This window comes from Leptospira perolatii (genome assembly GCF_002811875.1).
In the GTDB taxonomy this organism is placed as follows: Bacteria; Spirochaetota; Leptospiria; order Leptospirales; family Leptospiraceae; genus Leptospira_B; species Leptospira_B perolatii.
The window spans coordinates 543,556-563,343 of record NZ_NPDZ01000001.1; the positions used below are offsets into that span (position 1 = coordinate 543,556).

Here is a 19,788-nt window from a genome sequence, read left to right on the forward strand (position 1 = left end):
CCTAAATGTTGGATCCAGTCAGAAATATAACGAGCGCTATATATAAAAATCTCCAAATATAAGAGGGATGTAAGACTTCTGTTTTTCAAAAAATGGACCGGAACCTACTATAAGCCCTGGAAAATCATTTTAGGTGAAATTGATGAAGAAAATTGAGATGCTCCTTTTTGCAGCCATCTTTCTGTTTGCGGGCAGTTCGTTGTTCGCGAGCAGAGGTGCGGTTGTAGAAAACCCCATCGACGTATTTGAAAAGTCGTCAGAAGCAAAAGGTCTTTCTTTGCAAAGACAGATTCAAGTAGAAACGAATCTTCCTGTTCATAGGGCGTTGTTTTACGGAACTCACAATTCGTATAACAGCAAAGCATATGCAGGACCGTTCTTTTCTTATGCGTTTCCGAACCAACAGTATTCGATCGGTGATCAATTACGACTTGGCGCAAGATTCATAGAGTTGGATGTACACTACACTTTGGGTGCACACTTCAAAAAAGAATTCTTGCTCTGTCATGCACAAGCAAATGGTGTAGGTTGCAATGTATTCGATCGCCCGGTTCAAAAAGGGTTGGAAGAGATTCGAAACTGGGTAACTAAATCAGAAAATCGTAATGAAGTTCTAATTCTTTATATAGAAGACTATATAGATAATAGAACAGACGAATTTCTGGGAATTCTAAAATCCTACTTGGATCCCTACCTTTATCGCTATAACGGTTCCTGCGGAGACATTCCGAGTCCAGCAGACATGCCTAAGCTGAAAGATATGGTGAATTCAAATCAAAGAATTCTTCTCATGAGCAACGGCTGCTATGGTGGTTCTTGGAATAGTTACTTTAAGAAGACTTTCTTTGGTCCATACACTGCGCATCCTAAAGAATTCAAAGGATACCCAGATTGTAATTGGAGCAGAAGTAATTTCGAGCAGAGTATGACTCGAATCTACAACGATAGCACGAATTACTTTGGAATTTTTGACGGCGCTAAGGAAACCGGAGTATTCACAAAAGATAATATTTCTCAAATGTTGTCGTGCGAAGTAAATGTATTCGGAATTGATCAGTTTAATCCTGATTTTGCAAAAATGGGACTTTGGTCCTGGGCAAGTGCGGAACCGAACAATGCCGGCGGTAATGAAGATTGTGTACAATCTTGGGGAGACGGGCGTTGGAATGATAATAATTGCTCGGCTTCATTAAGATACGCTTGCAAAAGCGGATCAAATAACTGGGTGATCACCTCTTCTTCCGGTCCATGGTCAAATGGAAAGTCCGTTTGTGGTGCTCTTGGAGCATCTTTCTCGGTTCCTTTGACTCCGTACGAAAATCGCAAATTACAAGAAGCTAAAGCTTCTGCTGGGACCAACGATGTCTGGGTCGATTTGACCGACCAATACAACGAAGGTTACTGGGAAAGAGGTCGTTAAAAAGATACTCTTTTAACCTCGGAATCCATCCTCACTAACAACCGATCTAGGGATATGCCGCTTCCCCAGGGTCGGTTTTTTTTTGCCTCATAATCGCACTGTTTCTTTCGAAAACTGATGGAAATCTGTGGCAAATTTGCAGGTTCTTCTTGCTTCTTTTTGGCAGTTCTGCTTAATATAGGATCCCAAACGGTCCGTCCAGATTTCTAAAATCCGAGCGAGATAGGATTTTGGATTCTCTGGTTTCGGGACAGTCAACAAAGATTACGTTTCTATGAAGTACCAGTCCTACAGAGTGCTCGTCGCTGAAGACGATGAAACGACCGCTGAACTTCTTCAGCGATTCTTGGAGCAATACAATTTCGAAGTCGACCATGTTGTGGATGGAATGGCTGCCGAACTAAAGCTCAGAAAAGAAGTGTATGACTTAATCTTGCTTGATAACCGAATGCCGGTCATGACTGGGCTTCGACTGGTAAACAGAATTCCGGACAGAAACCGGCAGACTCCGATTATCTTTCTTACTGCTAGTAACGAGAAAGAAGATATAGTTAACGCTGCGTCCAGTAAACAACTTGCAGCTTATATAATTAAGCCATTTCAGCCGGACCAGCTTTTAGATCGTATTTGCAAAGCTATCGGCATCCAATCCAATCAATTGGTCAATAAGAGATCCTTTCCGTTCACTGTCGAACTTGCTCAGAAGGTTTCCTACGGAGTAGGAGCAAAGCTGAACGGATGTCCTTATAACAAGAACGCAGAAAGGATCGTGCAGGAAGTGGCTTTCGTTTTAAAAGAGCTTCCGGAGCCCAGAAAATTTTTCTTAGAGATTGGCCCTCAGTTTTACTTTCGAAAAAATGCAAAAGAAATCCTTTCTTCAGTCGTTACGCGCCTTGCGTCTAAATATGAAATTCCCGAAGAAGATATCCTGGTGATTGATCAACCCTGATTTTTTTTGGAACCGCTTCCTCAGTTTCTGGTCCCAGATTCAGTAACGAGGAAATAACCAATGTTTCGAAAGATCGCAAAAATTTCAGCTGTCGCTCTAGTACTTGGACTAGCGGTGGCAGTAACACAAGGATGTCACCACAGATGGCATTCTCCGGAAAAAAGGGCGGAATACATCGTCAAAAAACTAAAATCCGAACTAGACTTGACTGACGCGCAGTCTGCTACTCTTGACAAGATCAAGGACGAAGTCCTGGCAAAACGCAAGGAACTCCAACTGGGTGGCCCAATGCTTCCAAAAGAGGCCATTGAGGAATTAAGGGGCGCTACACTGAATGTAGATAAGTGGAACAAGGTCGGCGAGGAAAGAGAAAAAAAGATGAGCACAATGAGAGTCTTCTTTCTTAAAAAAGCAGTCGAATTTCATGCAGTACTCACTCCGGAACAAAGGAACAAGCTTGCAGATCTTGTGATAAAATTCCAGAGTAGATTTGATAGGGCTGACGGTTAAGGGATAGAATCCCTACGGAGGAATGATGGGAGAAGAAGAGTTTTCCCGATTCGTAGAAGATACAAGAGAGATCGTCTTATCGGCGATCTCTCGTAATTTGTCTGAGCGATTTGCATATGCGATCGATGACGTCGCTCAAGAAACGTATCTTAGAGCTTACAAGGCTTTGCAGAAAGGTCAGTTTAGGGGAGAATCCAAACTGACCACTTGGTTATACACAATTGCTAGAAACGAATCTCTTAGAATGAATGAGAATCTAGCAAGGGAAGAAGCGAAGGCGGAACGTGCCGGCAGAAGATCCGTCGAAGCAAGGCAAGAAGAATTCTCCCATTCTCAGGATGACAATAGCCTGGAACATTTGCCTAGCTGGGAAAAAGCAAAGACCTGGTTGTTAAAAATCCCTGAATCGTATCGTACTGTCTTGCAGTACTATTTATCCGGATTTTCAGAAAGAGAAATCGCGGAAACTTTAGGTGTTCCAGCTGGCACGGTAAAATCTAGGGCAGCAAGAGGAAGGGAAATGCTTCGCAGAATTTATCATGCAGAGCGAAGGGACGGAGGCGCGATATGGAGCGAGCCGTGAATAAAAACCTTAACTTACAAGAAGAAGTTCAGAAGAGAAAATCGGATCCGCAATGGTCCAAACATCTAGCGAGCTGCGTAATACAAAAATACTGTGCAGAATCCGGGTCTAGAAAATTCGGATCAGGAACTGTTTCAAGGTTTTTGGCAGCGGCTGCAATTCTTCTGCTCACTTTGGGTCTCGGTTGGACCACGATGAACGTTTTGAATTCTCAGGAAGATGAAATTGTTTACGGGATCTCTTCTATTTTGGAAGGCGAACCTTACTTAAGCAGCTTAGAAGAATAGTTCAAAATTTTTTTTCGCAATCTGTGTTCTCTGGGAACCGAATCGTTGAAATCCTGGAGGATACAGAATGAAAAATCTTTCTCTCACGGTCTTGGACGGAAATTTAACCGCAGACCCTCAACTCAAGAAAACGCCGAACGGAAAGTCGGTCGCTCAGTTTACACTTGCAGTCAATCATTTCACTCGTTCGGAAAATGAAGACGGAGATGTTTCTTACTTTGATATAGAGACTTGGGACAAAAGTGCAGAAGCTTGCTCCGAGTATTTAAAGAAAGGTCGAAAAGTCACAGTAGTCGGATACCTGAAGCAAGACAGATGGAAGAACCAGGAGGGACAAAGTCGCTCGAAAGTGAAGATAATCGCGGATGATGTTCGCTTTGACGGGTTCGATAAAAGGGAAAAGGAAGCAGCATAAAAACTCTTCGGTCGACATCTAAATAGTTCAAAAAATTTCCTTTCATACAATTGGCCAAGGCAATGCGAGTTTACTTCACAATTCGTAACACATCGATTCGCCTTGGTCATCGTTTGCCGGGGATTTTCCCCGGCTATATTCTTGCAAATCTCTGGTTTCATTCTGAGGTAACCTTGACACGGTTCGGATGGTCCAAGTTATTGTAAGGGGAACTATGATTACGGCGATATGCGCACCTTCCTCGAATGAAATGCTCTCTTCGTTAACCAGAATTACGAATGAGGAATTGGATGGATTTCGAAGAGGATTGCCTTCAGGAACCACCGAATTGGTAGATTGCGACGCGGATACTTTTCTATTTTTAAATCCATCGTTCCGCAGTTCCTCTTTGGTTTCGTATCCAATCGATTCGAGTTTGGAAGAGTCCTTAAAGTTCAAAGACGGATTGATTCCTGTAGTTACAGTGGATGCAAAGAATCAAATCTTAATGCAGGCATTCTCGAATCTAGAAAGTCTTCGGATGACCTTAAAAAATAAGAGAGGTACCTACTTTAGCAGATCCAGAAATTCGCTCTGGCTAAAAGGCGATACTTCTGGTCACATCCAAAATGTACTAGAAATTTTGGTCTCCGAAGATAAGACATTTCTAGTGTATCGAGTGGAACAAGTAGGTGCTGCCTGCCACGAGGGATATTACTCCTGCTTTTTTAGAGAAAAGACTGGCAATGGAGAATATAAGACACTTTCTATACCGTTTTTCGGAAAGGAAAATACGAAGAACACGCTTTAAATGGATTTCGATTTTTTTAACTTTTGTCGATATGTCCAGAGGGACTTTTCAGTATGAATTCTAAGAAAAAATTCCTCCTACTTTCCGGTATAGTACTGGGGGGACTCGCACTAATTGCACTCGTAACATTCTTTATTGTGGATGAACTGAAGGGCGGGGCTGTAGGCGCAGGCCAAGTAAAAGTGGATATTTCTATCGAACCGGGGGACACACCTTCGGAGGTAACGGATGTATTGTCGAAGAACGGTCTGATCAAATCTTCGAAATATTTTCTATTCTTGATCAAGGCGACTCGGTCGGCGAACAAAATCAAGGTCGGCTTGTATGAGATCAATGACGGAATGGATTCTCGTAAAATCCTGCAAGTGATTACCGAAGGAAAGGTTAAGCTGGTACATTTTACAGTTCCCGAGGGATACAACAACCGGCAAATTGGGGACCTTCTAGTTCAGAAAAATCTGGTAAAAAGTAGAGCTGATTTTTTAAACGCAGCAAATAAGACGGAAATATTGAGAGAATTTAATATACCTGCCGGAACTTCGGAAGGTTATCTTTTCCCCGAGACTTATAGCGTTCCGGTAAATTATCCCTCGGATAAGATTGCGAGAATGATGATCAAACGGTTCTTTGCAAAGCTAGAAAAGATTCCGAATTCTAAGGATCTGACTCCCAAAAAACTTCATGAAATCGTAGTTCTTGCTTCGGTTGTGGAGAGAGAGGCGAAGAAAAACGAGGAAAGACCGTTAATGGCAGGTGTGTTTCTGAATCGTTTAAAGCAGGATATTCCATTGGAGTCTTGCGCCACGATTCAATATTTGTTCGACAAACCTCATCCTCGCATCTTTGAAAAAGATCTTAAGATTGTTTCTCCATATAACACTTATTTAAATAAAGGATATCCACCTGGGCCGATTTCGAATCCGGGACTTCCTGCGCTCGAGGCCGCCTTTATGCCGGCGCAAACAGATTATCTGTTCTTTCTGTTAAAGCCGGACGGTTTCCATTACTTTTCTAAAACATTCAAGGAACACGCGGAAGCAAAGAAAAAGTACATAGATGTGCTTTACGAGTAGGAGAATCCGATGCCGGCGCAATTGAACGAAATCGAAACAGTCGCGAATCAGTTAAAAGAAGTCCAAAAAGCTCTCGATGTTTTCAAACAAAAACAGCTAAAGCGAGAATCTGTGGATGAAGCGGCTTTAACCTTTGTAGAGAAAGCTTCCTTGGTGTTAGATAGAGCGGAAAAAGGTGTCATTCACTTGACAGAAGATCAAAAAAGAAGAATTCGAAATAATCTATTAAAAATTCGTAATTCGTTGGTCACTTATCAAAAATGATATCCGGTCGATGTCTCTGCGGGTTCGTTCGTTATGAATACTATGGAATACTCGAAGGGGCTAACTATTGTCATTGTCCGGATTGCAGACGAACTACTGGAAGCGCATTTAATGTAGGAGTTCGGGCGCAGATAAAATTGCTCAGAATCGTATCAGGACAACCGAAAGGATTTACGAAAGTTGCAGATAGCGGAAACAAAATTACCCGAGAATTTTGCCCCGAATGCGGATCTCCCTTATTTACAAAATCGCCCGCTCATCCCGATCTCGTTTTTATCAAGGCGGGTACTTTAGATAATCCGAATCTGGTCAAACCTACGCACCAAATCTGGACGAGTTTAGCAGTTCCCTGGGCGAATATAGATCCGTCTCTTCCTTCTTATTCTAAAAATAAAATGGGTTCAGAAAAGAGCACAAACTAGAAATACAAGAGACTTCTTTTCAAGTAATTCTGTCTCATTCTCTCGACTTCCTCTCAAATCGATTTAGCGATTGAGCTTCTCCAAATGAATTGGGAAGCCCAAGGGATGGATTTCCCAAAAACCGAATGACATCCTTCAACTAGGCCAATTTATAGTAATTTATACCCACAAAACACCGTAGAACGATTCTGAATCTTTTCTGGATTTGGATAAACGGTGAATGAATAAAGCATATCGCTTGGCAGGTTGAAACGATGATTGCAGTAAATTCCCCGACGGACGCGTCGAAAGCAAAAAAGGCACTTTCTAATTCAGCTGGAGTGATTGAACAGATCACTAAATCCTTAGCAGCAAAATGCAGCTCCAACGGAAAAGTCTCCGTGGCCAAAATGGATCAGAACCAGTTGGTGCAATACCAACTCGCGTGGATGACTTCGGAGCAAAGGATCGCAGAAAATTTCATCGAATACGCATGGAATGAATCTCTCGGGACAGGAGATTTAGAAAGATTGATGGCGTTTGCATTTGCGGCGGAAGCAGTCGGTCATATCCGCTCGGAAATTAGCTCGAGACCTTCTGAATACGGAATTACTTCTCAGGAATTAGTCTCCAAACTTTTCGACGAAGAAACGAACAAGTTCATTGAAGAAGCCACTGCGATCCAAAATTATAATCAGATTTCGGAGCTCATCGTCTCCCAAGGACATTTTGGCGCTTACGGTCTTAGTGAAGACCACGAAATGTTCCGCCAAACATTCAAACAATTTGCAGAAGAAGTTGTGGCTCCAAAAGCAGAGCACGTTCACAGAGATGATGATATTGTTCCTGAAGAAATTATCCAGGGACTCAGAGACATGGGATGCTTCGGTCTGTGTATTCCGGAATCCTATGGCGGATTACAGCCAGACGGAAAAGCGGACAATATTTCTATGCTCGTAGTTACCGAAGAACTTTCTAGAGGCTCTCTCGGAATTGCAGGATCCTTGATCACTCGTCCGGAAATTTTATCCAAAGCCTTATTGAAAGGTGGAACGGACGCCCAAAAGGAGAAGTGGTTACCATTGATCGCAAGCGGCGAGAAAATGGGAGGGATCATGGTTACGGAACCGAACTACGGGTCGGACGTAGCCGGAGTTTCCGTCACCGCAAAACAGGTGCAGGGCGGTTGGGTGATTAATGGAGTCAAGACCTGGTGTACATTTGCCGGGTATGCAAACCTACTTTTGATCCTCTGCAGAACCGAATCAGATCCTGAGCTGAAGCACAAAGGACTATCTATACTTTTAGCGGAAAAACCTACCTTCTTAGGTCATGAGTTTGATTACAAACAGGATGGGGGAGGGCGGATCTCTGGTAAGGCGATCGGAACAATCGGTTACCGAGGAATGCACTCCTTTGAAGTATCTTTCGAGGATTACTTTGTACCAGAAGAGAATCTAATCGGTGGTGAGTCCGGTCGTGGAAAAGGCTTCTACTATCAAATGGAGGGTTTCTCCGGTGGAAGAATTCAGACTGCCGCGAGAGCAAATGGTGTGATGCAAGCTGCTATGGAAGCGGCCCTCCGTTATGCCCAAGAAAGACATGTATTCCAAAAACCGATTTTCGAGTACAACATGACCAAGTGGAAAATCGCACGCATGGCTATGATCGTGCAAGCTTCCCGTCAGTACACAAACACCGTGGCAAAACTTTTGGATAATCACCAAGGTCAGATGGAAGCAACCCTGATCAAATTTTATGCTTCTAAGGTGGCCGAATGGGTTTCCAGAGAAGCGATGCAAATCCACGGTGGAATGGGATATGCAGAAGAATACGCGGTTTCCAGATACTTTGTAGACGCGAGAGTATTTTCCATCTTCGAAGGCGCGGAAGAAGTCATGGCGCTTCGGGTAATTGCCAAATCTCTGCTGGATCAGTACGCATCCTAACTCCTAAAATTGTTTCGACCTAAAACGGTCGAATCCAAATGAATACAGAGGAAGGCGGGAATTTTTTCCCGCCTTTTTTTCTTTTTTCCGTTTGACTATAACGTTATCAAAACTACGAATCATGCTTCGGGGGGTTCATGTCCGAATTAAACTTTTATCTAGTTCCCGTTGACGAACCGAGGAGAAAGGGGAGGGGAGTAGGGCAGGAAATCATCGATTATCTTTCCAAAACTGGAATTTTAAACGGAATCTATGGGGACGATCCCGGAGCTTTCAGTGCGGGGGAAAAATCAGCCGATCTTTTCAACGGTTACGAAGGCGATGCTCCTGCGTTTGAGTACATGGTTCTTTACGATAAATCCGAGGCCCAATTTGTTCCCGAAAACTATTCGGGAGGATTCGGATCCCGTTGCTCCAAATGCGAAGAGGATATGGACGATGTTCTGATCGACTTTCTAAACGATTGGGCGGACGATCCTACGGACGCATCTTTGGAAAGCTTGGTATGCGAAAACTGCGGAGCAAAAAATATGCTCACAAACTTAAAAGCGAATGTGGCGACCGCGGTCACCAATTTCTATCTGAATTTCAAAATCGTAGATAGCTTTGACTTGAATTCTAAAATTCTATCCGGTCTGGAAAAGATTGTCGGAGCCAAACTTAAAATTATCGAAGAAAGGTTATAACCTACCCGCAATAGGCTGAGCTTTACTTTGAGTTCGCACCTTTTCTACTTGGGAGACATCTCTGACGGCTCCTGTGTGAGCAGATGTAGTCAAAGCAGCGTAAGCCCTTAAAGCTGCCGAAACAAATCGGTTCCTTTCCCTGGGCTTCCAAGCGTTTTCTCCTCGGGAAACCATTTCTTCTCTTCTATGTTCCAATTCCGATTCCGAAACCTTTAGCTCGATTTTCCGATTTGGAATATCGATCTCTATAAGATCGCCTTCCTCTATAAGCGCAATGATTCCGCCTTCTGCCGCTTCCGGGGAAACATGGCCTATGGACAATCCGGACGTTCCTCCGGAAAACCTTCCATCTGTCAGTAGTGCGCAGGATTTACCGAGTCCTTTGGACTTTAAATAGGAAGTAGGGTAGAGCATTTCCTGCATTCCGGGTCCGCCCTTTGGTCCTTCATAACGGATCACTACCACATCTCCGGCTTGAATTTCTCCGTGTAAGATTTTCTCGACTGCCTCTTCCTGGCTTTCCATGATTCGAGCGGGACCGCTGAATTTCCAAATGGATTCGTCTACTCCTGCAGTCTTGACGATGCAGCCGAATGGAGCTAGATTTCCGAATAGGACCGCCAATCCTCCGTCTTGAGAATAAGCATATTCTTTACTTCGAATACAGCCTTCTTTACGATCCAGATCCAATTCAGGCCAGCGCATAGACTGAGAAAAAGCCACAGTCGTAGGAATTCCCCCGGGTGCCGCGCTGAATAATTCCCTGGCCCTGGATCCATTTTTCTGCAAAACAATATCCCATTCTTCTAATGCAGTGCCTAGAGTCCGGCTATGAACTGTGGGAACATCTCGATTGATTAATCCCGCTCTGTCTAGTTCAGCAAGAATGCCGATGACCCCACCTGCTCTATGTACATCTTCCATATGATATTTTTGAGTAGCAGGGGCGACCTTACAGATGCAAGGAACTCTTCTGGAAATTCTATCAATATCTTTTAAGGTAAAATCAATTCCGGCTTCATTTGCAGCAGCTAATATGTGTAAGACGGTATTCGTTGAACCTCCCATCGCAACATCTAAGCTCATTGCATTTTCGAATGCTTCGAAGCTTGCAATGTTTCTTGGAAGTACTGATTCGTCTTCCTTTTCATAATATCTTTTGGCTAATTCTACAATTAACCTTCCGGCTGTAAGAAACAGTTCCTTGCGATCCGAATGTGTTGCGAGAGTAGACCCGTTTCCTGGAAGAGAAAGCCCGAGCGCTTCGGTTAAACAATTCATGGAATTTGCCGTGAACATTCCGGAACAAGAGCCGCAGGTCGGACACGCTGACCTTTCTACAGCTGCCACTTCCTCGTCGGAAATATTCGGATTTGCGGCGTCTACCATCGCGTCGACCAGGTCCAACTTTCTGTCGTGGCCGTTCCAGTTTACCTTGCCTGCTTCCATCGGACCACCGGAAACGAATACAGTCGGTATATTCAAACGCAATGAGGCCATTAACATGCCTGGTGTGATTTTATCGCAGTTCGAGATACAAATGAGTGCGTCTGCAGTATGTGCGTTGACCATGTATTCCACCGAATCGGCGATCAGATCTCTACTCGGTAACGAATATAACATTCCGGAATGCCCCATTGCGATTCCGTCATCTACTGCAATTGTATTGAATTCTTTTGCGACTCCGCCGGCTTTTTCTACCTCTCGTGCAACCAGCTGCCCCAAATCCTTCAGGTGAACATGGCCAGGAACGAATTGGGTAAAAGAATTTGCGATCGCAATAATTGGTTTCCCGAAATCGGATTCTTTCATTCCGGTCGCGCGCCAAAGTGCTCTTGCTCCCGCCATATTGCGGCCATTTGTAGAAGTGCGTGATCTGTACTGGGGCATAATTAACGGCTACACTGCTATAGGTTTAGACGTCGAGTGTTTAAAATCGAATTTCTTATAGTTGCCTAGATTTCTCATCTAGGCATCAATATTGCATCTTAAATCGTTCGAATGAAAGAAGAATTAGAAAAATCATTAGGACCTTGGCTGCTCTGGGGTCTAGGCGTGGGGTACGTCATTTCTGGGATGTACTTTGGTTGGAATTTGGGACTTCCTGTGGGAGGAACCCTTGGCTTAGGAGTTTCTACACTCGTAGTTATCCTACTTTATGTAACATTTACTCTCAGTTATACAGAGTTGGCCTGCATGATTCCAAAAGCCGGGGGCGCCTTTGACTATGGTAGAGAGGCTCTAGGAGATCGATGGGCCTACTTGGTAGGCACTTCTCAATTGGTAGAATTCTTGTTTGCACCTCCGGCAATCTCTGCCGCAATCGGAGCCTACTTTTCCTTTTTTCTAAATGGCACAAATCCGGTTTGGATTTCGATTATTGTGTACTTGCTGTTTACAACATTGAATATCGTAGGAGTTAAGACAGCTGCTGTATTTGAACTTGGAATCACAATCTTAGCAGTACTAGAATTACTAATTTTTTCAGGATTAACTCTGCCTCACTTTTCCTGGGAGCGTTTTGCTATCGATCCATTGCCCAACGGCTGGTCCGGAGCTCTTGCGTCTTTGCCTTTTGCCATCTGGTTTTTCCTAGCAATCGAAGGTATTGCAAACGTTGCAGAGGAGACAAAAAACCCTCAGAGGAATGTCCTTTTAGGATTTGGGTCTGCTTTGGTTACATTAGTTTTTCTTTGTATACTCATATTTTTTTCATCCATTGGAGTGGATGGTTGGGAAGCGATTGTATATTCAGGAAATGGAATAGATACTTCGGATTCCCCGCTTCCTTTGGCTCTGCGCAAAATTTATGGGCAGGATTCTTGGGCGTTTCATTTACTAGTTACGATCGGACTTTTTGGATTAGTAGCATCGTTTCATGGAATCATCCTGGCCGGTGGAAGAGCAACTTTCGAATTTGGGAGAGCAGGATTCGTACCAAAATTCCTGGGACGAGTTCACCCTAAATTTCATACGCCCGCTTGGGCACTTCTTGCAAATACAGCAATTGGAATCTTTTCTCTTTTTATCGCAGAAACTTCTGAATTAATTACGCTTTCTGCAATCGGTGCAGTTACATTGTATTTCTGCTCGATGATCAGTTTCCTTGTTTTAAGATCAAAAGCACCGGAGAAAGAGAGACCGTTCAAAGTTCCGGGTGCCCCATTTGTTCCGATTGTAGCAATGACTCTCTCTTTTCTGATTCTATTGATTATTGCCTGGCAGCACCCTAAATTGTTCGGAGTTTTTCTTTTGATTTTGGCGAGCGGAGTGCTATGGGCGGGAAAAGTTCTATTTCTTCCAAAAATACCGGGATAAGATATTTTTATGAGCTACAAAACGATTCTAGGTTCCAAAACTTACAGCTTTCCAGATTTGAAAACATTGATGGCAAAGGCAACACCAGAAAGATCTGGTGACTCATTGGCCGGAATCGCCGCTTCAAGCCAAGAAGAAAGGGTCGCGGCACAGATGGCTCTTGCCGATCTACATCTATCAGAATTTTTGAATGTACATCTGATTCCGGGTGAAACCGACGAGGTCACGCGTCTTATTTTAGATTCTCACGATTACGAGTCCTTTAAACCGATTGCTCATCTGACTGTCGGGGGCTTTCGGGACTTTTTATTAAACGAAGAAGTCGATTCTGCAGTACTGAAATCTTTGAAATGGGGACTTATACCCGAAATGGTGGCTGCGGTTTCTAAAATCATGTCCAACCAGGATTTGATTTTGGTCGGTAAAAAGTGCAGTGTAGTCACCCGGTTTAGAAATACGATCGGTCTGCCTGGTAGATTGTCGGTCAGATTACAACCGAATCATCCTACGGACGATCCAAAGGGAATCGCTGCGAGTATTTTGGACGGACTCCTGTTAGGAAGCGGGGATGCAGTGATCGGAATTAATCCAGCCACTGATAATGTTCCAACAGTCATTGCTCTTTTGGAGATGCTAGATTCCATTATTGTAAAATACTCAATTCCTACTCAGTCTTGTGTTCTTTGTCATGTGACCACGTCTATGGAAGCGATGAGGAGAGGAGCACCGGTCGATTTGGTCTTTCAGTCTATCGGTGGAACCGAAGCTCTCAATAAAAGTTTTGGGGTCAATCTTTCTATTCTCCAGGAATCCCAGGAAATGGCTTTGGCGTTGAAGAGGGGGAGCGTCGGAGAAAATGTTATGTACTTTGAAACAGGACAAGGTAGCGCGCTTTCTGCAGGCGCGCACCACGGAATCGACCAGCAAACCTTGGAAGTGCGTGCGTACGCGGTAGCCAGGAGATTTTCTCCGCTCCTAGTTAACACAGTCGTCGGATTTATTGGTCCGGAATATTTATACAACGGAAAGCAGATCTTGAGGGCCGGTCTAGAAGATCATTTCTGCGGAAAGCTACTTGGATTGCCGATGGGCGTAGATGTTTGTTATACGAATCATGCAGATGCCGATCAGGACGATATGGATACCTTACTGACTCTGCTTGGGGTAGCGGGTTGTAATTACATTATGGGTGTTCCTGGTGCGGACGATGTAATGCTGTCATATCAAAGTACTTCCTTTCACGATGCATTGTACCTGCGACAAGTGTTAGGTTTAAGGCCGACTCCTGAATTTGAAGAATGGTTGGTCAAGATCGGTTTGCTTTCAGAACTCAGAGGCCTTATTCCGAAAGAAAATAGCAGTCTTAACTTATTGGAAGGATTGCTAACGGAGAAGGCCTGATGCTGAACTGGGAGAATTGGAAAAGATTCAGTAGTGCGAGAATCGGTTTAGGAAGATCCGGAGGTTCGGTAACTACTTCCGATTTACTGAAGTTTCGTCTAGACCATGCAAAGGCTCGAGACGCAGTCTTGGTTGAGCCGAATTTCGAGAATCTAAGGTCTCAGGCAGAAAATCTTGGATCTAAATTTGGGATTCAGACTTCATTTGTAAGTAGTTTGGCAAGAGATAGAAAGGAGTTCCTGCTTCGACCAGATTTGGGAAGAAGGCTTTCCTCTTCCTCCCGAGATGAACTTAAGGGAATATCAGGAAAATGCGATATTCTAATATGCGCAGTTGACGGGCTTTCTGCGACGGCTTTAGAAACGAATCTGATCCCGTTTATGCAATTGCTTTTGGAGTCGTTTGACTCTAAACCCTGGAAGTTAGGGCCAATCGTTTTGGCTCGTTTGGGTCGAGTAGCGCTCGGGGACGAGATCGGAGAAGTCTTAAACGCGAAAGCCGTGGTTGTAATCATCGGTGAGCGTCCGGGGCTTAGTTCTTCGGACAGCCTCGGAGTCTATCTAACCTACGGACCTAAGATAGGAATGACCGATGAACTCCGGAATTGCATTTCAAATATACGCCCCGGGGGTTTGGAATTATCTCAAGCAGTTTTAAAAACTAATTATCTGTTGAGCGAAGCCTTCGCGAAGAAAATTTCTGGGGTCGCTCTCAAGGACGAAATGTTGCCAGAATTTCTTCTGGAAAAAGGTCCTAAAACTTCGGAAAGAAGAGAATTGAAAAAGGAATAACTGTCTATAGTAAGGGAAGGCGATGCGGCCTGCTTGGAGCGTGTGTACTTTTTAGTGTGAATCCCCACCCTTCTGGGCGGGGGCCGGTGCGGTGGAAGTAAAACCCCAAAAGCAAATCCTGGACGGGCGTTTATCACAGACTCGTTTTTGGGTCAAGAGTTTTTTGAAGACACAGTTTGTAGGAGCTCCTACAGTTTTATCGAATCATGATAGAAATAGATCTGAAATATATATTAAAAAGTTTTGATAGTCTAGGTGCGGGTTATGTATAGAACGAATATCGAATTTGTCGTTTCTGCGACAAACAGTGATAAGCCGATGTACGGAATCTTATCTTTGGTAATAGATACTGTGGATTCCATGAAATCGGATCTCACGAATTTCTCGGCAACGGAAGAGGAGAAAAAGCTTTTTAGGTCTGCGATGAAGGATATAGTATCCGGCCTAATCAAATTGGATCATCTTGTGGATCGTGTGAAAGAAGGAGTAGCCGACTAAAATTATTGCGTCTTTAAAAGGTCGGTTTGCTCTAGGGAAAGTCACGCCGCGGTTCACCCGGTCGTTTTCAATACTTAGATTGCGAAGTCTTGAAACCAAACTCCGTCTTTTAACAATTTTTCTCCCGCTTCTAACCGAATCGGAAACTGAAAAATAGGACCATCCATTACGACAGTGTGATATTCACCGTTTTCTCCCGAAGGATCTATTCCAGAATCGACCAAGTCTGAAATAGTTTGCTGATTTAACTCCGCGCCCAAGAATTTCTTATCTAAGACTCCATCCCTTACTGCTACAATTTTTGCCTTAAATCCGGATGAAAGAAACTCATCCAAAAGTTCTTTTCGGGGTCTTTTCCAGAGAGGATGAACCGCTTCTACATTAGCTTTTTCGCAAGCATTCCACACCCACTGTCTATTTTCTTCAACATCGATATCTCCAAAGACGCCGAACTGAATTCCTCGTTGCTGTACTTCTTTGACAGAAGAAATGAAATTCTCCTCGTAGTGGGCCCAACTTGTAAGAGTTGCCCTAAGTGGAACTCCCAAAGATTCTGCCTGTTTTAACAATACATCAATATGAAGTCCGTGAGATCTGGATCTATCTCCGGATTCGATCATCATGCTAATTAGGAGTTTCGGAACTCCTCCGCCGAGTATGGCTTTGTAAAGTGCTAGACAGGAATCTTTCCCGCCGCTCCAGGACGAAAAAAAGGGCTCATTCTTTATTGAGGGAATTCTTTCAGGGGTATGTTTCATGGAAAAATAATATTTAAACTTTCTTATACGAATCGAGTTTGTCTGACTAATCTTTTTTTAGAAATAATCGGATCCCTTTCGCGATGGATTGTAAGGTCCGAGCCATCAAGCTTTCTAACTTAGTGTGGAGGAAGAGCTCCATAATCAACTTACGTAATGCGATATCGAAGGTAAGGTTGTAATCCCTCCAGTCCACTCCAAAACGAAATGGGTAGCTTTCACTAACTTCCGCTTCACCTGTTGAAGTGTGGACCAGAGTTCCTTCAAAGTCGGTATGATTTTCATCTAAATGTCTGAATTCCAAAGAGAGGTGCACATTTTTCTTGAATAGGGGGATAGGGATGATTTCTAATCCGGCCAATTCTCCCCAAGTGATTCCTGATAATGACAAATAACCTCTATCTCCAGAACGCAATAGTCCGACTCTTAGTAAACCTTCTCTTCCTAATCTGCAGGTTCCGATTTTACTTCTAAACAGGATTTCCAGGGGAGAACCTATGTCCAGTACTGAATTCTCGATTCGAATATCCCTGATCTGGATCGTAAAGGTCGGAGTCAAGGTTCGATCTTCTATATCGATGCTCGTATGTCCTACTTTCTCAAAACGCACCTGCATTCTTCCTCGCTTAGGAAGGTAGGCAGTCTTTTTTCTGGAATCGATTCTGTTCGTGTAGTCCATATGAAAGGACCGAACATTGACACCTTTGAGCACCAGCTTCCCTTTGAGTAATCTGGAAAAAGAGATCCGAAAGTTTAGAAAGCTTCCTTTCGCGTGGACAATGTCCGTACCAAGTTCTCCAGGAAAATGGACTAAAAAAGTTCTGGCCCAGACCCAAAGTCCGGGAAGCAAAACCCCCGGAGAAAGCCACTTAAATTTGAAAATTCTAAATCCGAATATATTGACGATGAGCTGAAGAAACGGCCCTGAAAGTAGGAACTGTACACCGATATAGGTGTAGATTAAAACCAATAAGACGGAGGACATTCACTTGTGAAGAGCGGGGAAACGCCCTAATCTTCTTTTGAAGTGACTGTGTATTTCTGATCGATGTTTTTTCGATCCATGGAGGAAATCTCGAGCTCGCTTGCGAGATCGTCTAAGAACTCCTTTTCTTTCTCGCTAAAGGTTCCATCCATAGAAACGATGCAGACTGCATCTTCATAGAAGTTTGCGGCAAGCACCGGATTGCCTTCTGCAAATTCGGAAATCATTTTAATCGGGAGAGGAGAATCGAAGATTTCAGAAAGCTCATCGATGATTTCCGGCTTTTGGTCTTGGTGACTGTAAAAGATGCAATCCTTGTCGAACATGGCTTTGACCATTTGAACTACTAGGTTTCCTTCTTTTTTGTGAAAGACTCCGTCCGCATGACAAGAATAAGACCAAAGGCTTACTAATACTTTTGCATAGTTCATTTTCAGCTGAAATATTTCTGTTTCAGGATCCAAGCTCTCCTGGAACTTCTCATAAAATTCGTGGCCTGGTAGGACCTTGCTTGCCAAGGATGAAACTCTCTCCATGTTTTCCTTCCCACCGAGGTTGCGACCCGGTTTTTCTGAGTATTTTATCCGACGTCAGCGTTTTGCAATGAAAATCCATGTTGCGTTCGCAGGAAATTTTCAGATCCTGACTGAGTGAGAATCAAAGGCAACCGCAGAATCTTAGTTACGTCTGCGTTACCGTACGCAAATGGTCCGATTCACCTCGGACATGTTTTAGAAGCGATTCAAACAGACGTGTACGTGCGTTTTCAAAAAGCATCTGGGAATGAATGCTATTTTTTCTGTGCCGATGACACTCATGGTACGCCTATCATGTTGGCTGCCCGAAAAGAGGGTATACCGCCCGAAGAGCTGATTGCTCGTGTTCGCAAAGAGCACTACCGTGACCTCAGCGGCTTTCTAGTTGAATACGATAATTATTATACCACAAATTCAGACGAAAACAGAATTCTTTCTGAAGAAATTTACCTATCTCTCAAAGAAAAGGGCCATATTACCGACCGGGAAATAGAACAGGCGTACTGCAATAACGACAAAATGTTCCTGCCGGATCGTTTTATTAAAGGGACTTGTCCGAACTGCGGTTCTACCGATCAGTATGGCGACAGTTGTGAGGTTTGCGGAGCAACCTATTCACCTAAAGACTTAAAAGATTCCAAGTGCGCTCTCTGCGGAACTCCTCCAGTTACGAAAAATTCAAAACACATATTCTTTAAGTTAGGCGACTTTTCAAAATTGCTATCCGACTGGGTTTCCGAAGAAGGCCATGTCGCGGAAGGAGTCAGCAAAAAACTCAAGGAATGGTTCAGCGCAGGATTGCAGGATTGGGATATATCAAGGGACGGACCGTACTTTGGTTTTGAAATTCCGGGAGAAGAGAACAAATACTTCTATGTTTGGCTAGATGCTCCAATCGGGTACATGGCTTCTAGTTTACATTATTTTAAAGGAGATCGAAAGGAGTTCGACTCTTTTTGGAAGAACAGCAACTCCGAGATAGTGCATTTTATCGGAAAGGATATCCTGTACTTTCATACTTTATTTTGGCCAGCAACCTTGGAAGGTGGAGGTTATCGCCCCCCTTCACTGGTGCACGTTCATGGATTTATCACAGTTAACGGGGAAAAAATGTCTAAGTCTCGCGGTACTTTCATCCGTGCAGAAGATTATTTGAAGTATCTAGACCCCGAACACTTGCGTTTTTATTTGGCCGGAAAGCTCGGCCCTGGAATGGACGATTTGGATCTGTCTTTTGATGACTATACCGCAAAGGTAAATTCGGACCTAGTAGGAAATTTCGTAAACTTAGTTTCGAGAGTATCTACATCTATATTAGATAAACTTGATAGAAAACTAGGAAAGTTGAATCCAGACGGAAAGGATCTGCTGAACATTCTGAAGAATTCCGAATCCAGTATTCGGGAATCCTACGAGTCTCGTAACTACGCGAAAGTTATGCGTGAATGCGCAAGGCTCGGGGACATCGCGAATAAATATGTGAACGATCTCGCGCCTTGGATTCAGATTAAGGAATCACCAGAAAAAGCCAGAGATACTGTGACTGTGGCTTTGAATGCGGCAAGAATTCTTTCTATCTATCTCTATCCGATTTTGCCAAAAATTTCGAAGCAGGTCTATCGAATATTAGGAATTGATCATGATCCTAATTTCGCTGATATAAATAAAGATATTGAAAATACAAAAGTACTTCCTTATGAAATGATCACTAAGAGGGTAGAAGAAAAGGCGATCCAAACTATGTTGCAAGAGAATCAGGCAAGTCAGGCTCCTTTAAAGGAAGAAACCAAAGCAAAGTCAAATTCTGAAGGCCAAACTAAGACCGAGGGAGTTGCGAGCATCTCCGAGATTTCTATCGAGGAACTGGCAAAAGTTGATTTAAGAGTCGGGAAAATTTTAGAAGCAGGTCCAGTCGAAGGCGCCGAAAAATTGGTCCAGGTCAAATTGGATCTAGGAGATCTGGGTCAAAAGAATGTGTTTGCAGGGATTAAAGTGGCTTATCAGCCGGAAGCACTTGTAGGTCTAAAAGTTGTGGCAGTCGCGAATCTCAAGCCCCGCAAAATGAAATTCGGAATTTCAGAAGCGATGTTACTCGCGGCTGGAGAGGGTGAAAGTTTGACTCTATTCGTTCCCCAAAAGGACGCTATGCCCGGAGATCGTCTAAAATAAGAGGT

At 43.6% G+C, this 19,788-nt stretch carries 21 protein-coding genes; 17 read left to right on the forward strand and 4 right to left on the reverse strand.

Annotated features, from left to right (window positions below):
• Positions 1–142: 142 nt before the first annotated feature.
• From CH373_RS02550 to CH373_RS02605, 12 genes are all read left to right on the forward strand, one after another.
• Positions 143–1,420, forward strand: a complete 1,278-nt coding sequence (locus CH373_RS02550) for a phosphoinositide-specific phospholipase C-related protein (RefSeq protein WP_100712365.1) — start codon at positions 143–145, stop codon at positions 1,418–1,420.
• Positions 1,421–1,694: 274 nt separating this feature from the next.
• Entirely contained in the window at positions 1,695–2,369 is a 675-nt protein-coding gene (locus CH373_RS02555; protein WP_100712366.1) for a response regulator transcription factor, read from the forward strand.
• Between the two features lie 60 nt (positions 2,370–2,429).
• Positions 2,430–2,879 carry a Spy/CpxP family protein refolding chaperone gene (locus tag CH373_RS02560; RefSeq protein ID WP_100712367.1) on the forward strand — a complete coding sequence of 150 codons (450 nt, stop codon included), beginning with the start codon at positions 2,430–2,432 and terminating at the stop codon, positions 2,877–2,879.
• Between the two features lie 22 nt (positions 2,880–2,901).
• Positions 2,902–3,462, forward strand: a complete 561-nt coding sequence (locus CH373_RS02565) for an RNA polymerase sigma factor (RefSeq protein ID WP_165778764.1) — start codon at positions 2,902–2,904, stop codon at positions 3,460–3,462.
• A complete protein-coding gene (locus CH373_RS02570; RefSeq protein ID WP_243393219.1) occupies positions 3,459–3,749 on the forward strand; it encodes a hypothetical protein in 291 nt (96 codons plus the stop codon). The genes CH373_RS02565 and CH373_RS02570 overlap by 4 nt, the downstream gene beginning before the upstream one ends.
• A 67-nt stretch (positions 3,750–3,816) precedes the next feature.
• On the forward strand, positions 3,817–4,164 hold the full coding sequence (locus CH373_RS02575) for a single-stranded DNA-binding protein (RefSeq protein WP_100712372.1): 348 nt from the start codon (positions 3,817–3,819) through the stop codon (positions 4,162–4,164).
• Between the two features lie 214 nt (positions 4,165–4,378).
• Positions 4,379–4,954, forward strand: a complete 576-nt coding sequence (locus CH373_RS02580) for a phosphoribosyl-AMP cyclohydrolase (RefSeq protein WP_100712373.1) — start codon at positions 4,379–4,381, stop codon at positions 4,952–4,954.
• 53 nt (positions 4,955–5,007) lie between these two features.
• The gene (gene mltG / locus CH373_RS02585; RefSeq protein WP_100712375.1) at positions 5,008–6,027 is read left to right on the forward strand and encodes an endolytic transglycosylase MltG; all 1,020 of its coding nucleotides are present in this window, start codon (positions 5,008–5,010) and stop codon (positions 6,025–6,027) included.
• Positions 6,028–6,036: 9 nt separating this feature from the next.
• Entirely contained in the window at positions 6,037–6,291 is a 255-nt protein-coding gene (locus CH373_RS02590; RefSeq protein WP_100712376.1) for a hypothetical protein, read from the forward strand.
• On the forward strand, positions 6,288–6,713 hold the full coding sequence (locus CH373_RS02595; protein ID WP_100712377.1) for a GFA family protein: 426 nt from the start codon (positions 6,288–6,290) through the stop codon (positions 6,711–6,713). The genes CH373_RS02590 and CH373_RS02595 overlap by 4 nt, the downstream gene beginning before the upstream one ends.
• Positions 6,714–6,967: 254 nt before the next feature.
• Positions 6,968–8,641 carry an acyl-CoA dehydrogenase family protein gene (locus CH373_RS02600; RefSeq protein ID WP_100712378.1) on the forward strand — a complete coding sequence of 558 codons (1,674 nt, stop codon included), beginning with the start codon at positions 6,968–6,970 and terminating at the stop codon, positions 8,639–8,641.
• A gap of 137 nt (positions 8,642–8,778) precedes the next feature.
• Positions 8,779–9,327, forward strand: a complete 549-nt coding sequence (locus CH373_RS02605) for a hypothetical protein (RefSeq protein WP_100712379.1) — start codon at positions 8,779–8,781, stop codon at positions 9,325–9,327.
• Here CH373_RS02605 and ilvD read toward each other — a convergent pair.
• Positions 9,322–11,217, reverse strand: coding sequence for a dihydroxy-acid dehydratase (ilvD, locus tag CH373_RS02610; protein WP_100712380.1), 1,896 nt, complete (start codon positions 11,215–11,217; stop codon positions 9,322–9,324). The genes CH373_RS02605 and ilvD overlap by 6 nt on opposite strands.
• A 111-nt stretch (positions 11,218–11,328) precedes the next feature.
• On the opposite strand from ilvD, the gene eat reads away from it, so the two are divergent.
• The 4 genes from eat (at position 11,329) to CH373_RS02630 (ending at position 15,335) form a co-directional block, all read left to right on the forward strand.
• Positions 11,329–12,645, forward strand: coding sequence for an ethanolamine permease (gene eat / locus CH373_RS02615; protein WP_100712382.1), 1,317 nt, complete (start codon positions 11,329–11,331; stop codon positions 12,643–12,645).
• A gap of 9 nt (positions 12,646–12,654) precedes the next feature.
• The gene (locus CH373_RS02620; RefSeq protein WP_100712384.1) at positions 12,655–14,046 is read left to right on the forward strand and encodes an ethanolamine ammonia-lyase subunit EutB; all 1,392 of its coding nucleotides are present in this window, start codon (positions 12,655–12,657) and stop codon (positions 14,044–14,046) included.
• The gene (eutC, locus tag CH373_RS02625; protein WP_100712386.1) at positions 14,046–14,837 is read left to right on the forward strand and encodes an ethanolamine ammonia-lyase subunit EutC; all 792 of its coding nucleotides are present in this window, start codon (positions 14,046–14,048) and stop codon (positions 14,835–14,837) included. The genes CH373_RS02620 and eutC overlap by 1 nt, the downstream gene beginning before the upstream one ends.
• Before the next feature lie 264 nt (positions 14,838–15,101).
• Positions 15,102–15,335 carry a hypothetical protein gene (locus CH373_RS02630; RefSeq protein WP_100712387.1) on the forward strand — a complete coding sequence of 78 codons (234 nt, stop codon included), beginning with the start codon at positions 15,102–15,104 and terminating at the stop codon, positions 15,333–15,335.
• Between the two features lie 74 nt (positions 15,336–15,409).
• Here the strand turns inward: CH373_RS02630 and CH373_RS02635 are convergent, their stop codons facing one another.
• The 3 genes from CH373_RS02635 to CH373_RS02645 are packed head-to-tail and all read right to left on the reverse strand — an operon-like array spanning position 15,410 to position 17,614.
• Positions 15,410–16,093, reverse strand: coding sequence for a Dph6-related ATP pyrophosphatase (locus tag CH373_RS02635; RefSeq protein WP_100712388.1), 684 nt, complete (start codon positions 16,091–16,093; stop codon positions 15,410–15,412).
• 46 nt (positions 16,094–16,139) lie between these two features.
• The gene (locus tag CH373_RS02640; protein ID WP_100712390.1) at positions 16,140–17,078 is read right to left on the reverse strand and encodes a hypothetical protein; all 939 of its coding nucleotides are present in this window, start codon (positions 17,076–17,078) and stop codon (positions 16,140–16,142) included.
• A gap of 26 nt (positions 17,079–17,104) precedes the next feature.
• Positions 17,105–17,614 carry a tellurite resistance TerB family protein gene (locus CH373_RS02645; protein WP_100712392.1) on the reverse strand — a complete coding sequence of 170 codons (510 nt, stop codon included), beginning with the start codon at positions 17,612–17,614 and terminating at the stop codon, positions 17,105–17,107.
• Positions 17,615–17,728: 114 nt separating this feature from the next.
• Here CH373_RS02645 and metG point away from each other — a divergent pair, with 114 nt between their 5' ends.
• On the forward strand, positions 17,729–19,783 hold the full coding sequence (gene metG, locus CH373_RS02650) for a methionine--tRNA ligase (RefSeq protein WP_100712394.1): 2,055 nt from the start codon (positions 17,729–17,731) through the stop codon (positions 19,781–19,783).
• The last annotated feature ends 5 nt before the right edge of the window (positions 19,784–19,788 follow it).

What these genes read in the sequence shown, in the direction of transcription:
- eat (WP_100712382.1), top strand. Translation starts at nt 11,329, where the DNA reads ATGAAAGAAGAATTAGAAAAATCATTAGGACCTTGGCTGCTCTGGGGT.
- CH373_RS02640 (WP_100712390.1), bottom strand. Translation starts at nt 17,078, where the DNA reads ATGTCCTCCGTCTTATTGGTTTTAATCTACACCTATATCGGTGTACAG.
- CH373_RS02590 (WP_100712376.1), top strand. Translation starts at nt 6,037, where the DNA reads ATGCCGGCGCAATTGAACGAAATCGAAACAGTCGCGAATCAGTTAAAA.
- mltG (WP_100712375.1), top strand. Translation starts at nt 5,008, where the DNA reads ATGAATTCTAAGAAAAAATTCCTCCTACTTTCCGGTATAGTACTGGGG.
- CH373_RS02635 (WP_100712388.1), bottom strand. Translation starts at nt 16,093, where the DNA reads ATGAAACATACCCCTGAAAGAATTCCCTCAATAAAGAATGAGCCCTTT.
- eutC (WP_100712386.1), top strand. Translation starts at nt 14,046, where the DNA reads ATGCTGAACTGGGAGAATTGGAAAAGATTCAGTAGTGCGAGAATCGGT.
- CH373_RS02580 (WP_100712373.1), top strand. Translation starts at nt 4,379, where the DNA reads ATGATTACGGCGATATGCGCACCTTCCTCGAATGAAATGCTCTCTTCG.
- CH373_RS02555 (WP_100712366.1), top strand. Translation starts at nt 1,695, where the DNA reads ATGAAGTACCAGTCCTACAGAGTGCTCGTCGCTGAAGACGATGAAACG.
- CH373_RS02595 (WP_100712377.1), top strand. Translation starts at nt 6,288, where the DNA reads ATGATATCCGGTCGATGTCTCTGCGGGTTCGTTCGTTATGAATACTAT.
- CH373_RS02605 (WP_100712379.1), top strand. Translation starts at nt 8,779, where the DNA reads ATGTCCGAATTAAACTTTTATCTAGTTCCCGTTGACGAACCGAGGAGA.
- CH373_RS02620 (WP_100712384.1), top strand. Translation starts at nt 12,655, where the DNA reads ATGAGCTACAAAACGATTCTAGGTTCCAAAACTTACAGCTTTCCAGAT.
- CH373_RS02645 (WP_100712392.1), bottom strand. Translation starts at nt 17,614, where the DNA reads ATGGAGAGAGTTTCATCCTTGGCAAGCAAGGTCCTACCAGGCCACGAA.
- CH373_RS02565 (WP_165778764.1), top strand. Translation starts at nt 2,902, where the DNA reads ATGATGGGAGAAGAAGAGTTTTCCCGATTCGTAGAAGATACAAGAGAG.
- CH373_RS02560 (WP_100712367.1), top strand. Translation starts at nt 2,430, where the DNA reads ATGTTTCGAAAGATCGCAAAAATTTCAGCTGTCGCTCTAGTACTTGGA.
- ilvD (WP_100712380.1), bottom strand. Translation starts at nt 11,217, where the DNA reads ATGCCCCAGTACAGATCACGCACTTCTACAAATGGCCGCAATATGGCG.
- CH373_RS02550 (WP_100712365.1), top strand. Translation starts at nt 143, where the DNA reads ATGAAGAAAATTGAGATGCTCCTTTTTGCAGCCATCTTTCTGTTTGCG.
- CH373_RS02575 (WP_100712372.1), top strand. Translation starts at nt 3,817, where the DNA reads ATGAAAAATCTTTCTCTCACGGTCTTGGACGGAAATTTAACCGCAGAC.
- CH373_RS02600 (WP_100712378.1), top strand. Translation starts at nt 6,968, where the DNA reads ATGATTGCAGTAAATTCCCCGACGGACGCGTCGAAAGCAAAAAAGGCA.
- CH373_RS02630 (WP_100712387.1), top strand. Translation starts at nt 15,102, where the DNA reads ATGTATAGAACGAATATCGAATTTGTCGTTTCTGCGACAAACAGTGAT.